We start from the raw sequence: 12,615 nt of genomic DNA, 5'->3' as shown, positions 1-12,615 counted from the left end.
CCCAGCGGCGCCCTCCCCGGAGGACGCCGCTTCCCTGTGGTTGCGCAGCTGCGCCGTCGGGGATGGCCCGGGGGATACTACGTGTTTCAGGAGACGCGAAAATGATTGTTCCGAAGAAGTGGGTCGCTGCTGGGTCGACGGTAACCCTTCTGGCCGGAGGACTGTTCCTCGGCACCCCGATGGCCTCGGCCGCTCCCGGCGACGCCGCCTGCCTGCAGGCCTCGACGCAGTTCGAGGCGGCACTCGCGGCGGCCGGCATCACCGTCGACTTCGTGGACCGGTTCGAAGCGGCAACCGACGCGGTCCTCATCGCGGAGGAGAAGTACGAGAGCATCGGGGCGGCACTCGGGCTCGAGGCACTGTTCGACGAGATGGAGCGCACCGACCAGCTCGTCGAGGACGCGCAGAATGCCGTGGCCGTCGCGCAGCAGGGCGTCGACGACGCGGTCGCCCTGGCCACCGCGGAGGACACCGACATGGACGGTGACCCCGAGAACGATGAGCGCGTCCGCAAGGCTCGTGAGGCGCTGACGGCGGCCGAGAACCTGGAACTCGCCGCCATCGCTGACTCCGACGCGGCCGATGCCGCTGTCCAGGCGGCCTTCGAGGACCCGGCGCTGGCCGCCGCGGAGCTGGAACTCGACGCCGCGGCCCAGGAGGTCCAGGCTCTCCTCGGTCAGGTGGGCGTGGACGAGGCGGTCGCCGATCAGCTGCTCGGTCTGTTCGAGGCGTTCCTCGCAGCGTGCGACGCGAGCGCCATCGGTACGGATCCGGTCACGCCCGTCGTGGTCCCGGCGCCGGTCGCGACGCCCGTCGTGCCCGTGACACCCGTGGCACCGGCAGCCCCGGCGGTGGTTCCCGGTGTCGCCCCAGTTGCTCCGGCGCCGGTCGCCACCAATCAGGGGCTGAATGTCCAGACCGCTGCCGCCGCCGAGGACACGGGTGGTCCGGCGCTCGCACTCATCGCGGCACTGCTGGCCGCCGGTGTGGCCGTCCCCGTGGCCACCGCCGCGCGGATGCGCCGCCTCGAGCGCGCCCAGCGCTAGCACTGCACCATGGCCGGCCCGGACCTGTGATCGAGGGATCACGGGTCCGGGCCGGACGACGCCCGGCCAGGATTCGAGTCAGGACATCGCAGGGATGAAGGAGCAGGGCATGCCCGACGACTCCGCACCGCAACGCGCAGCAGCGCCGCCGCGCACGTCACTCCGCCGGCGCTGGCTGGCCCTCCCCGTCGTGGCGGCCGTCGGACTGGCGATCGCCGCGTCGGTCCTGCCGCTGGAGCCTGCTCCCACGCCCCCGGCGGCGCCGCCGACCCTCTCCGCCGTCGCAGCACCGTCGTCGCCTGCCGCAACGCCTGCCACGACGCCTGCCCCGACAGTTCCCACCACGCACCCCACGCCGGACCGCCGCCCGGCGGCCTCCGCACCCACCGGATTCACCTTCCCCGCCGCGGGGATCGACATGGGGGTCCTGCCACTCACCCCGAGCGGATCGGAGCTCGCCGCGCAGACCCTCGTCCCGCCGCTCACGGTCGACGCCTACTGGCTGACGCCCTACGGCGTCCCGGGCGACGGCTCGGTCAACACCACCTACATCGCCGGTCACAGCTGGGAGGGCAGGGACGCACCGTTCAACCGGTTGAGCGACGAGTCCCTCGTGGGGAAGGAGTTCAGCCTCACCACGGGGACGGGCACCATGACCTTCGTCGTCGACTCCGTGACCACGCACGACAAGGACACCCTGAAGGACAGCGACATCTGGGACGTCGTGCCGAACCGCGTGGTCCTCATCAGCTGCTACACCGAGGACCCGTGGGGCAAGAACGTCGTCATCACGGCCCTGCCGAAGGCCGGCTGAGCAGCCAAGGCCGGCTGAGCGCGGCCCCGGCTGCCCCGCAGTCCTAGCCGAAGTGCCTCGGCAGCGTTCCCCGGTGCGCCTCACGGAGCTGGTCCAGCGGCAGATTGAAGTAGCCCTGCAGATCGAGCGCCTCGTTCTCCGTGTCCACCACGCCGATCCGCAGGGTGGGGTAGTTCCGCGCGGTACACATGTCGTTGTAGCGCACCTCCTCGGACCGCGGCACCGCGACGACGGCGCGCCCCTGGCTCTCGCTGAACAGGGCGGTGAAGGCGTCGATCCGATCGCGTTCGCACAGCTCATCGAGTCCGATGCGCGCGCCCACGCCGAAGCGCAGCGCCATCTCGCTCAGGACCGCCGCGAGACCGCCCTCGGAGAGATCGTGGGCGGCGTCGATCATGCCGTCGCGCGAGCAGTTCACGAGGATCGCGGCGAGCGTCTTCTCCGCGGCCAGATCCACCGCCGGGGGCCTCCCGCCGAGGTGCCCGCGCAGATTCGCCCACTCCGAGCCGTCCAGCTCGTCCTTCGTGGTCCCGAGCAGGTAGATGGCCTGGCCGTCCTCGCGCCAGCCCGACGGCGTCCGGCGGGCGACGTCGTCGAACACGCCCAGCACGCCGACCACCGGGGTGGGGTGCACCGCCACGCCGCCGGTCTGGTTGTACAGCGAGACGTTGCCGCCGGTCACCGGGACGCCGAGTTCCTGGCAGGCGTCGGCGAGCCCGCGGACGCTCTCGGCGAACTGCCACATGACCTCGGGATCCTCCGGGGAGCCGAAGTTCAGGCAGTCGGAGACGGCGAGGGGCTCGGCGCCCGACGTCGCCACGTTGCGGTACGCCTCGGCGAGGGCCAGGCGTGCGCCCTCGTACGGGTCGAGATAGGAATAGCGGCCGTTCGCGTCGGTGGAGATCGCGACGCCGAGGCCGGTCTCCTCGTCCACCCGGACCACACCGGCGTCGTCGGGCATGGCCAGTGCCGTGTTGCCCTGCACGTAGCGGTCGAACTGATCGGTCACCCAGTCCTTGGAGCACAGGTTCGGGGAGGCCATGAGCTCGAGCACCGCGGCGCGCAGATCGGTGGGCTGCTCGGCGTCGAAGGCGTCGGCCTGGACGTCGTCGAGCCAGGCGGGCCGATGATAGGGGCGCTCGTACACCGGGCCGTCATGGGCGACGGTGCGCGGATCCACGTCCACGATGGTCTCGCCGTCCCACTCGATGATCAGGCGGCCCGTGTCGGTGACCTCGCCCAGCCACGAGTACTCGACGGCCCACCGGTCCATGATCGCCTCGAACGCGCTCACGTTCTCGGGCGTGACCACGGCCATCATGCGCTCCTGCGACTCCGACATGAGGATCTCGCCGGGGGTCAGGGACGGATCGCGCAGCAGCACGTTGGTCAGTTCCACGTGCATGCCGCCGTCGCCGTTGGAGGCGAGCTCCGACGTCGCGCAGGAGATCCCTGCCGCCCCGAGGTCCTGGATGCCCTCCACCACGGAGGCCTTGAACAGCTCGAGGCAGCACTCGATCAATACCTTCTCGGCGAACGGATCGCCCACCTGCACCGCAGGGCGCTTGGACGGCTTGGAGGAGTCGAAGGACTCCGAGGCGAGCACCGAGGCGCCGCCGATGCCGTCGCCGCCGGTGCGTGCCCCGAAGAGCACCACCCTGTTGCCGGTGCCTGACGCGTTGGCGAGCCGGATGTCCTCGTGCCGCAGCACGCCGACGGCGAGGGCGTTGACCAGCGGGTTGCCCTGGTAGACGGCGTCGAAGACCACCTCGCCGCCGATGTTCGGCAGGCCGAGGGAGTTCCCGTACCCGCCGATCCCGGCCACGATCCCGTGGACCAGGCGGGCGGTGTCGGGGTGGTCGATCGCCCCGAAGCGGAGCGGGTCCATGACGGCCACCGGGCGTGCGCCCATGGAGATGATGTCGCGGACGATCCCGCCGACGCCGGTCGCGGCGCCCTGGTACGGCTCCACGAAGGAGGGGTGGTTGTGGCTCTCCACCTTGAACGTCACGGCCCAGCCGTCACCGATGTCCACGACGCCGGCGTTCTCGCCGATCCCCACGAGGAGGTGTTCCTTCATGCCGTCGGTGACCTTGTCGCCGAACTGGCGCAGGTGCACCTTGGAGGACTTGTAGGAGCAGTGCTCGCTCCACATCACCGAGTACATGGCGAGCTCGGCGCCCGTGGGCCTGCGGCCGAGGATCTCCCCGATGCGCCGGTACTCGCTCTCCGTGAGTCCGAGCGCGGCCCAGGGCAGATCCTGGCCCGGTGTCGCCTCGGCCTGCGCCACGGTGTCGATATTGAACTTCCTGGACATCGCCTCTGCCGTCATCTAGCCCACCAGCTTCCTGAGTACCGAGGTGAAGATCCCGAGCCCGTCGGTGCCGCCGCGCAGCCCCACGTCACCGCGCGCCGAGGAATCCGGGCCGAACCCGGCCTCCACCGCATGCTCGGGGTGCGGCATCAGGCCCACCACGTTGCCTGCCGCGTTCGAGATGCCGGCGATGTTGCGGCGCGACCCGTTGGGATTCTCGTCCACGTAGCGGAACACCACGCGGCCCTCACCCTCGAGCTCGTCGAGCGTCCGGTTGTCGGCGACGAACTGCCCGTCCTGGTTCTTGAGCGGGATCACGACCTCCTCACCGGCCCAGTACTCGCCGGTCCAGTGGGTGTCGGCGTTCTCCACCCGCAGGCGCTGGTCCCGGCAGAGGAAGTGGAGGTGCTCGTTCTTGATCATGGACCCGGGCAGCAGATGCGCCTCGGTGAGGATCTGGAATCCGTTGCAGATGCCGAGGACGGGCAGGGCGTTCGCGCCGCCGGAGGCGGCGTGCGTGATCTGCTCCATGAGCGGGGCGAACCGGGAGATGGCGCCGGCGCGCAGGTAGTCGCCGTAGGAGAAGCCGCCGGGGATGATCACGGCGTCCACCTCCTGCAGATCGTGGTCGCCGTGCCACAGCTGCACGGCGCTGCCCCCGGCGAGCCGGACCGCGCGCATCGCGTCGCGGTCGTCGAGCGAGCCGGGGAACGTCACGACGCCCACCCGCACCGTGGCGAGCGGACCGTCGTCGTCGGTCACGGCCTGCAGGTCGCCGATGAGCGGTGTCTCGATACTCGTGCTCGTCACGGGGCGTCCTCCTCGATGACCTCCACGCGGGTGACGTCCTCGATCACGGGATTGGAGAGCAGGGTGGTGGCGGCGTGACGTGCCTGTTCGAGGATCTGCTCGGTGATCTCACCGTCCACCGTCAGTTCGAAGCGCTTGCCCTGGCGGACGGCGGCGAACCCCGTCAGCCCGATCCGGGGCAGGGCCCCGGCGATGGCCTTCCCCTGCGGGTCGAGGATCTCGGGCTTCGGCATGACGTCGACAACAATCCGGGGCATCCGGCAACTCCTGTGCGTGAGCGGCAAACGCTGGCGGTTCCAGCAGTCGTGCAGGGGCCCGGGAGTGCCGTCTCACGCCGTATCGGGGTGACACGAGCGCTCCGCGAGCTTGCCCGTCAAGTCTACCGGGCACCCGACGGCGTCCGGGCCCGCCTCCGTGCCCCGGTCGCTTCCCCCGTGCCCCGGGTCCCTCTCCTACGCCCCGGGCGCGCCGAGGATGTCCTGGGCCTGCTTCCAGCGCGAGATCTCGCAGCCGTCCGTGAGGGCGAAGGAGGCCAGCACGGAGGTGCCGTCGAGCTCTCCCATGATGCTCGCCGTCTGCGGGCCGCCGTACTGCTGCGTGCAGATGATGTCCTTGTTCGGCCGGGCCGTGAAGAAGTCCGTCCCGAGCTGCGCGAGCCTGGCGCAGGCGGCCTCCGCGTTCGGGAGGGTGGACCCCGGGCCGGGCACGCCGTCGACGCACTCGAGGACGTACTGCACCGGTTCGGACGAGGCGTCCTGCCGGATGGCGACCGTCAGTCTCGCGCTCGACGCCGCGGCGTCGGGCGAGGAGGCGGACGGCGTCGGCGTGCTCTCCGCCGTCGGCCCTGCCGGCCCCGTCGGCCCTGCCGGCCCCGTCGGCCCTGTCGGCCCCGTCGGCGAGGCGGGGGCCGAGGATGCGGGAGGTTCGGGGGTGGGTGACTGCACGGGGCTCTCCGTTCCTGTCGATTCGGCCGTCGGCCCGGTGCCCGGCCCGCTCGTGGTGCAGGCCGAGAGCGCGAGGGTCAGGGCGGCAAGCGGGACCACGACCGTGCTGACGAGCCGGCGCGGCCCGGCTGCGGGCGAGATCCCGGATGTACGTGCCATGATGTCCCCTTCGGCTGGCCCTCCAGCCTAGCGGTTGATGCCCGGTCAACGGACGGCGGCCGCGGCGCGTGCCGGCTCAGGGTGCGAGCGCGGACTCCAGGTCACGCAGGAGCCGTTCCCGCAGGGCCTGGGACTCCTCGGCGAACCCGCGCTGCAGCCGGACGTACTCGGACTTGCCGGCGGTGGTCTCGATGGCGATGGGCGTGTAGCCCCAGGCCTCGAGATCGTAGGGGGAGGCGCGCATGTCCATCGTCCGGATACGCCAGGACAGCTCGAAGCAGTCCATCACGAGTTCGCTCGCCAGCAGGGGCGTGAGCTTGTACGCCCACTTGTACAGATCCATGTTGGCGTGCAGGCAGGCGGGCTGCTCGAGGTCGCGCTGGGTCTGCCGGGTGGGGGTGTGCTCGTTGAGCGGTTCTGCCTCGGGGGTGTAGAACCGGAACGCGTCGAAGTGGGTGCAGCGGAGGCGGGAGCCCTCGACGACGTCGTCGGTCCCGGCCGCGCCGAGGCGCAGCCGGAGGTACTCGTGCCGCACGCCGTTGACGGTCGAGCGGTAGGCCATGGCCCACTCGTGAAGTCCGAAGCAGCCGAACTGGCCGGGCCGGGCCGCCGTCCGGGCGAGGATCACGCGTGCGAAGTCGACGGCCTCGCGCCGCTCCTCGGCGAACCGCCCGGCATCGACGCGCACGCCGTCGTCGTCGGCGACGTAGTACTTCCAGTCGGCGCGTTCCGCTGCGGCGGTGCCCTCCAGGAGCACGCCCGCCCCGGGGTGCCAGCGGAGGAGTTGACCGGGTTTCTGGCTGTAGTAGGTGAAGAGGAAGTCCTCCACCGGATGCTTCTCGCCGCGCGAGCGGCGGTCCAGGTACGGCTCGGCGAACCTCGCCACGCGCTCCCGGTGCCGGCTCCGGCGGTCCTGCCATTCCCCTTCGGAGAGGCGGAGCGGACGGTGGGGCACCCTCTCATTATCACCCGTACCGGTGGGCGTAAATACCCTGGGAAGATTCCGGGAATCGCCCTCCGGAGTTGCTGGTCATGGTGTGTTGCCTCGGGTAAGTTTGTCCTCGCCGCGACGTCTGTGAGCATCATCACAGGCAGGGGGTCCTATCCGGGATCGCGGCACAGGGGGAACGGCACAGGCCGGCCCGCACAATGACGAGAGGCACAACCTTCTTATGACACAACGGAGAAAAGCCGTGCAGGGCCGCAGTACGCTGCGCGCCGCCACGGCGATCGTCCTGGGTCTGCCGTTACTGGTCACCTCGACCGCCGTGGCACCCGCTGCGTTCGCAGCACCCACTCCGTCCACCTCGGTCTCGCCCCAGAAAGCGCCGGCCAAGGATCTGGACCCTGCGAAGTACCCGGACGGCAAGTACATCGTCGTACTCGCCGACAAGCCGGTGGCCACCTACGAGGGCGGCGTGGAGGGACTGGCGCCCACCAAGCCTGAAGAGGGCGCCAAGCTCGACGCCACCGCCGAGTACGTCCAGCAGTACTCGGAGTTCCTCGAGTCGAAGCAGGAGGACGTCGCAGCCGAGGAGAACGTGGAGATCGCCCGCACCTACACGGCGGCCATCAACGGCTTCGCGGCCGACCTCAGCACCAGCCAGGCGGTCCAGCTGGCCAAGAGCGACGACGTGCTCCTCGTGGCGCCCGACGTCGAGAACGCCCCGGACTACTCGAGCATCGACTTCCTCGGTCTCGATGGCGGCAAGGGTGCCTGGAAGACGCAGTTCGGCGGCAAGAAGAACGCGGGCAAGGGGACCGTCGTCGGTGTCATCGACACCGGCTATGCCCCGGACAACCCCTTCTTCGAGGGCAAGAAGGTCAAGCCGCTCAAGGGCAAGCAGCAGCCCAAGGTCGGCGAGCCCTACCTCACCCCCGCGGGTTCCATCGCCATGCTCAAGAGCGACGGCACCACCTTCGAGGGCGAGTGCCAGGTCGGTGAGGACTTCGACGGCAGCCTCTGCAACTCGAAGGTCGTCTCGGCCCGCTACTTCGCGGACACCTTCCTCGACAACGTCCCGGCCGCCAAGCGTGCCCCTGAGGAAGTCATCTCCCCGGTGGACATCGACAACCACGGAACCCACACCGCCAGCACCGCCGCCGGCAACTCCGGCGTGGAGCAGCGGGCCGCGGGCCGCGCGTTCGGTGAATCGTCGGGCGTCGCCCCCGAGGCGAAGATCTCCGTCTACAAGGTCTGCTGGGAGGACACCGATCCCGATACCGGCGGTTGCTACTCCTCCGCCGCCATCGCCGCCATCAACCAGGCCATCCTCGACGGCGTGGACGTGCTGAACTACTCGATCTCGGGCAGCACGACGACGACGACGGACCCCGTATCCCTCGCCTTCCTGTCCGCGACCTCCGCCGGCGTCTTCGTCGCGGCATCCGCGGGCAACTCCGGTCCCACCGCGAGCACGGTCAACCACGGCGGACCGTGGATGACCACCGTCGCCGCCAGCACCTTCAGCTACGAGCTCCAGGGCACGGCCGAGTTCTCCGACGGGTCCAAGTACCGCGGAGCGTCCATCATGCGCAGCGGCGTCCCGGCCAGCCCGGTCGTCATCGCGGCGAACGTCGCGGCAGCGGGAGCAGCCAGTCCGAATCTCTGTGGCGCGAACACGCTCGATCCGGCGAAGGTCGCCGGCAAGATCGTGGTCTGCGACCGCGGTGCCATCGCCCGGACCGACAAGAGCGACGAAGTCGCCCGCGCCGGCGGCGTCGGCATGATCCTGGTGAACCTCGTCGATTCGTCGACGGACACCGATGTGCATGCAGTTCCCACCGTGCACGTGAATGCTCCGGAGGCGCTCGAGCTCAAGGCGAAGGTCGCGGCGAACCCGTCGATCAAGGTTGCCCTGAAGCCCACGGACACCACCGGCAAGCCCCTGCCTCCCACACCGCAGGTGGCCGGCTTCTCCTCGCGCGGGCCGCTCCTGGCCACCGACTCCGATCTGTTGAAGCCGGACATCACCGCTCCCGGTGTCGCCGTCCTCGCAGGCGTCTCCACCGTCGGGTCGAACGGTGAGCAGTTCGGGTTCCTGTCCGGAACCTCCATGGCCTCGCCGCACGTCGCGGGTCTCGGTGCCCTGGTCCTCGGGCAGAAGCCCAACTGGTCGCCCGCTGCGGTCAAGTCCGCGATGATGACCACGGCCTACCCGCTGAAGACCGCATCCGGCGGCGTCGAGACCGACGTCCTCGCCGTGGGTGCCGGTCACATCAACCCGGCCAGTGTCCTCAGCCCGGGTCTGGTGTACGACCAGGATGCCGACGACTACCTGCGCTTCATCCAGGGCACCGGGCTCGACCTCGGGATCGAGGGCCTCGAGGCCGTCGCCGCGAAGGACACCAATGTGCCGTCCTTCGCCCTCGGTAACCTGACCGGACGCACCGAGGTGACCCGTACGGTCACCGCCGTGACGCCCGGCATCTACCGCGCCACCTCGAACGTGCCCGGAGTGAAGGTCACGGTCACGCCGTCCATCCTGAACTTCAGCGCGGCCGGCGAGACCCGCACGTTCAAGGTCTCCTTCGAGAACCAGGGCGCCGCCTTCGGTGAGTTCGCCAAGGGTTCGCTCACCTGGTCGGGTCAGGGCAAGAAGGTCACCTCCCCGGTGGCCGTCCGTCCCCAGGCCGTGAACGCGCCTGCCGAGGTCGGCTTCACGTCCGCCGATGCCGACGGCAGCGGTACCTTCGACGTCACCTCGGGTACCAACACCCCGATCAAGATGACGCTCGAGGGTCTGTCGAAGGCCGACTCCTCCGCGATCAGCCTGGTCCCCGGTGGGCTGATCAACGGGAACAACGCCTCCAACGCCGTCAAGGACGTCACCGTCCCCAAGGGCACTCCGGTGGCGAAGTTCTCGGTGCTCTCGGACGATCCGACCGCCGACTTCGACATGTTCCTCATCACGCCGGCCGGCACCCTCACCCAGGTGGCGACGTCGGACTCCAGTGAGACGATCACGCTCGAGAATCCGGCTCCCGGCGCCTACCGCATCATCGCCAATCTGTACTCCAGTGTCGATGGCAAGCCCGCTACCGGCACGATCGACGCTGCGATTCTGGGCGGCGACGAGAACAACGCGAAGGTGACACCCAATCCGCTTCGCCTGGCGAACGGCACCACCGGTGCGGTCACGCTCACCTGGACCGGACTCGCGCCGGGCTCCTACGTGGGCCGCGTGAGTTACGCAGGATCCTCTGCGACGACCTACGTGACCGTCCTGGTCGACGGGAAGGGTCAGGCCACGGCCCAGCTCCCCTCCGTCAACCCGGCCGACAAGCTCCTGACGGGACCCGCCCAGTCGACCACCCCGACCGGCGACAAGTAGCACCAGCTCAACCTGTGACACCAGCTGAGTGATCAGCACGGGAAGGCCGATGGATCATCGATCCATCGGCCTTCCTGCGTTCCGGCTCCGGGCGGGAGCTGGGGTCTGTGGTCTCGGCGCTGGTGTTCGGGCGGGGCTTCGGGTGGGGCGTCGGTCACGGGCTGTACGGGTTCTCGGGCGGACGTCGGTCTCGGGCTGTGGGCGTCACTCCCAGTGTCGGTTCCCGAACGGTGGGATCGAGCATGGTGCGTCCTCCTCGATCCCATCACTGGCGTCGAAGCAGTGGGGATGAGCGGTCGTTCCCACTGGTGGGCCTCGAGCAGTGGGAACGAGTAGTCCAGGGCCTTCCACCCCAGCACTCGCGCTCGATCAGTGGGGTTGAGCCGGGCATGCACTTCGATCCCAGTGCTGGGCACTGAGTAGTGGGATTGGGCGTGGTGCGTCCTCGTCGATCCCACTACCGGCGTTGAAGCGGTGGGGATGAGCGCTCGTTCCCACTGTTGGGTCCCGGACGGTGGGAGCGAGCCGAGGGTGGGCATCGATCCCAGAGCCGGGGCCCGAACGGTGGGAGCGAGCCGGCGGTGGGTATCGATCCCGGTGCTGGGGCCCGGGCGCCACAAGAAGGGTTGAGCGGCGGGTCGAGCAGGCGCACCGCCGAAGAGAGGGAGCGGGCCCTTGCCGAGGGAACGGCCCGGATCAGGGGAGGATCAGCGTCCCGTCCCCGCATGCACCACAGCGGGGGATTCGCCGTCGAGCTCGAACGCCGCGTGGACCGCGCGGACCGCGGTGTCCAGCAGCTCCGCCTCGGTGACCACGGAGATACGGATCTCGGAGGTGGAGATCATGTCGATGTTCACGCCGGCGTCGGACAGGGCCCGGAAGAACCGGTAGGAGACCCCGGGATTGGAGCGCATGCCCGCCCCGATCAGGGAGAGCTTGCCGATCCTCTCGTTGTACTCGACCGATTCGAAGCCCACTCGGTCCCGCGCGGAGTCGAGGGCCGCGAGGGCGGCGGAACCGTCCACCATCGGCAGGGTGAACGAGATGTCGGTCCGGCCCGAGCCGTGCGTCGAGATGTTCTGCACGATCATGTCGATGTTCGTGTTGGCTCCGGCGACGATGCCGAAGATGTCGGCGGCCTTGCCGGGGATGTCCGGGACGCCGATGACGGTGACCTTGGCCTCGGACCTGTCGTGCGCAACGCCGGAGATGATGGGCTGTTCCAAGGGTTCTCCCTCTTCGATCGTGATCTGGTCGTCGGGCGCCGGGAGCACCCAGGTGCCCTCGTTGTGCGTGAAGGAGGAGCGGACGTGGAGGGGCACCCCGAAGCGGCGCGCGTACTCGACGCAGCGCAGATGCAGGATCTTGGCACCCGAGGCCGCCATCTCGAGCATCTCCTGGCTGGAGATGGCCTCGATCTTCTGCGCGGAGGGGACCACGCGCGGATCCGCGGTGTAGACGCCGTCCACGTCCGTGTAGATCTCGCAGACATCGGCGTCGAGGGCCGCTGCGAGGGCGACGGCGGTGGTGTCCGACCCGCCGCGCCCGAGCGTGGTGATGTCGTTGCTGTCCCGGCTCATGCCCTGGAAGCCCGCGACGATGGCGACGTCGCCCTTCTCGATGGCCGTCCGGATCCGGTGGGGGGAGACGGCGATGATGCGCGCCTTGCCGTGGATGGCGTCGGTGATCATGCCCGCCTGGCTGCCCGTGAACGACTGCGCCGAGGCGCCGAGCCCGTGGATCGCCATGGCCAGCAGCGCCATCGAGATGCGCTCGCCGGCGCTGAGGAGCATGTCCATCTCCCGGTCGCTCGACGACTCGGGGCCCACCTGCGCGGCGAGATCGAGCAGCTCGTCGGTGCTGTCGCCCATGGCGGAGACGACCACCACCACGTCGTGACCGGCGGCCTGGGTGTCGATGATGCGCCGCGCAACGCGCTTGATCCCCTCGGCGTCGGACACCGAGGAGCCCCCGAACTTCTGGACTATGAGGCTCATGCACTCGCTCACTGCTAGGGAGGACGGCGGGACCGCGCCGCGTTGTCGGGACCATTCGCGGGTGCCTCGCGACCTGGACCCTGCGGCCGGGCCCGGGCACCCGTGTCAGTGTAGGACGCCGTGATTGCGGACCGGAAGTCGGTGTCCGTTTGTGTACGTGCGCTTCCGCCGGAAAATATGCGCCCGGCCGGGGTCCG

General features: G+C 69.7%; 9 protein-coding genes. 3 read left to right on the top strand and 6 right to left on the bottom strand.

What is annotated here, in order from left to right; genetic code table 11:
- Positions 1–101 precede the first annotated feature (101 nt).
- A complete protein-coding gene (locus Q0747_RS03175; protein WP_298251818.1) occupies positions 102–1,046 on the top strand; it encodes a hypothetical protein in 945 nt (314 codons plus the stop codon).
- A 109-nt stretch (positions 1,047–1,155) separates the two neighbouring features.
- On the top strand, positions 1,156–1,860 hold the full coding sequence (locus Q0747_RS03170) for a class F sortase (RefSeq protein ID WP_298251817.1): 705 nt from the start codon (positions 1,156–1,158) through the stop codon (positions 1,858–1,860).
- Positions 1,861–1,903: 43 nt separating this feature from the next.
- On the opposite strand, the gene purL is transcribed toward Q0747_RS03170, so the two are convergent.
- The 5 genes from purL to Q0747_RS03145 form a co-directional block, all read right to left on the bottom strand.
- A complete protein-coding gene (gene purL / locus Q0747_RS03165; protein ID WP_298251816.1) occupies positions 1,904–4,192 on the bottom strand; it encodes a phosphoribosylformylglycinamidine synthase subunit PurL in 2,289 nt (762 codons plus the stop codon).
- Entirely contained in the window at positions 4,193–4,984 is a 792-nt protein-coding gene (gene purQ, locus Q0747_RS03160; protein ID WP_298251815.1) for a phosphoribosylformylglycinamidine synthase subunit PurQ, read from the bottom strand.
- On the bottom strand, positions 4,981–5,241 hold the full coding sequence (gene purS / locus Q0747_RS03155) for a phosphoribosylformylglycinamidine synthase subunit PurS (RefSeq protein WP_148601337.1): 261 nt from the start codon (positions 5,239–5,241) through the stop codon (positions 4,981–4,983). Before purS ends, purQ begins: the two co-directional genes overlap by 4 nt.
- 195 nt (positions 5,242–5,436) lie before the next feature.
- Complete coding sequence (locus tag Q0747_RS03150) at positions 5,437–6,087, bottom strand: SSI family serine proteinase inhibitor (RefSeq protein WP_298251814.1); 651 nt, start codon at positions 6,085–6,087, stop codon at positions 5,437–5,439.
- A 76-nt stretch (positions 6,088–6,163) separates the two neighbouring features.
- Positions 6,164–7,042, bottom strand: a complete 879-nt coding sequence (locus Q0747_RS03145; RefSeq protein WP_298251813.1) for a 3-methyladenine DNA glycosylase — start codon at positions 7,040–7,042, stop codon at positions 6,164–6,166.
- 238 nt (positions 7,043–7,280) lie between these two features.
- Here Q0747_RS03145 and Q0747_RS03140 point away from each other — a divergent pair, with 238 nt between their 5' ends.
- Complete coding sequence (locus Q0747_RS03140; RefSeq protein WP_298251812.1) at positions 7,281–10,421, top strand: S8 family serine peptidase; 3,141 nt, start codon at positions 7,281–7,283, stop codon at positions 10,419–10,421.
- A gap of 707 nt (positions 10,422–11,128) precedes the next feature.
- Here Q0747_RS03140 and Q0747_RS03135 read toward each other — a convergent pair.
- On the bottom strand, positions 11,129–12,418 hold the full coding sequence (locus Q0747_RS03135; protein WP_298251811.1) for an aspartate kinase: 1,290 nt from the start codon (positions 12,416–12,418) through the stop codon (positions 11,129–11,131).
- Positions 12,419–12,615: the final 197 nt, after the last annotated feature.

The organism is uncultured Arthrobacter sp., from assembly GCF_947493765.1.
Classification (GTDB): Bacteria; Actinomycetota; Actinomycetes; order Actinomycetales; family Micrococcaceae; genus Arthrobacter_D.
This window is presented reverse-complemented; position numbering and strand designations above follow the sequence as displayed.

Excerpts from the sequence above, each read along its gene's own strand:
- Q0747_RS03175 (WP_298251818.1), top strand. The coding sequence starts at position 102 with ATGATTGTTCCGAAGAAGTGGGTCGCTGCTGGGTCGACGGTAACCCTT.
- Q0747_RS03170 (WP_298251817.1), top strand. The coding sequence starts at position 1,156 with ATGCCCGACGACTCCGCACCGCAACGCGCAGCAGCGCCGCCGCGCACG.
- purL (WP_298251816.1), bottom strand. The coding sequence starts at position 4,192 with ATGACGGCAGAGGCGATGTCCAGGAAGTTCAATATCGACACCGTGGCG.
- purS (WP_148601337.1), bottom strand. The coding sequence starts at position 5,241 with ATGCCCCGGATTGTTGTCGACGTCATGCCGAAGCCCGAGATCCTCGAC.
- Q0747_RS03150 (WP_298251814.1), bottom strand. The coding sequence starts at position 6,087 with ATGGCACGTACATCCGGGATCTCGCCCGCAGCCGGGCCGCGCCGGCTC.
- Q0747_RS03135 (WP_298251811.1), bottom strand. The coding sequence starts at position 12,418 with ATGAGCCTCATAGTCCAGAAGTTCGGGGGCTCCTCGGTGTCCGACGCC.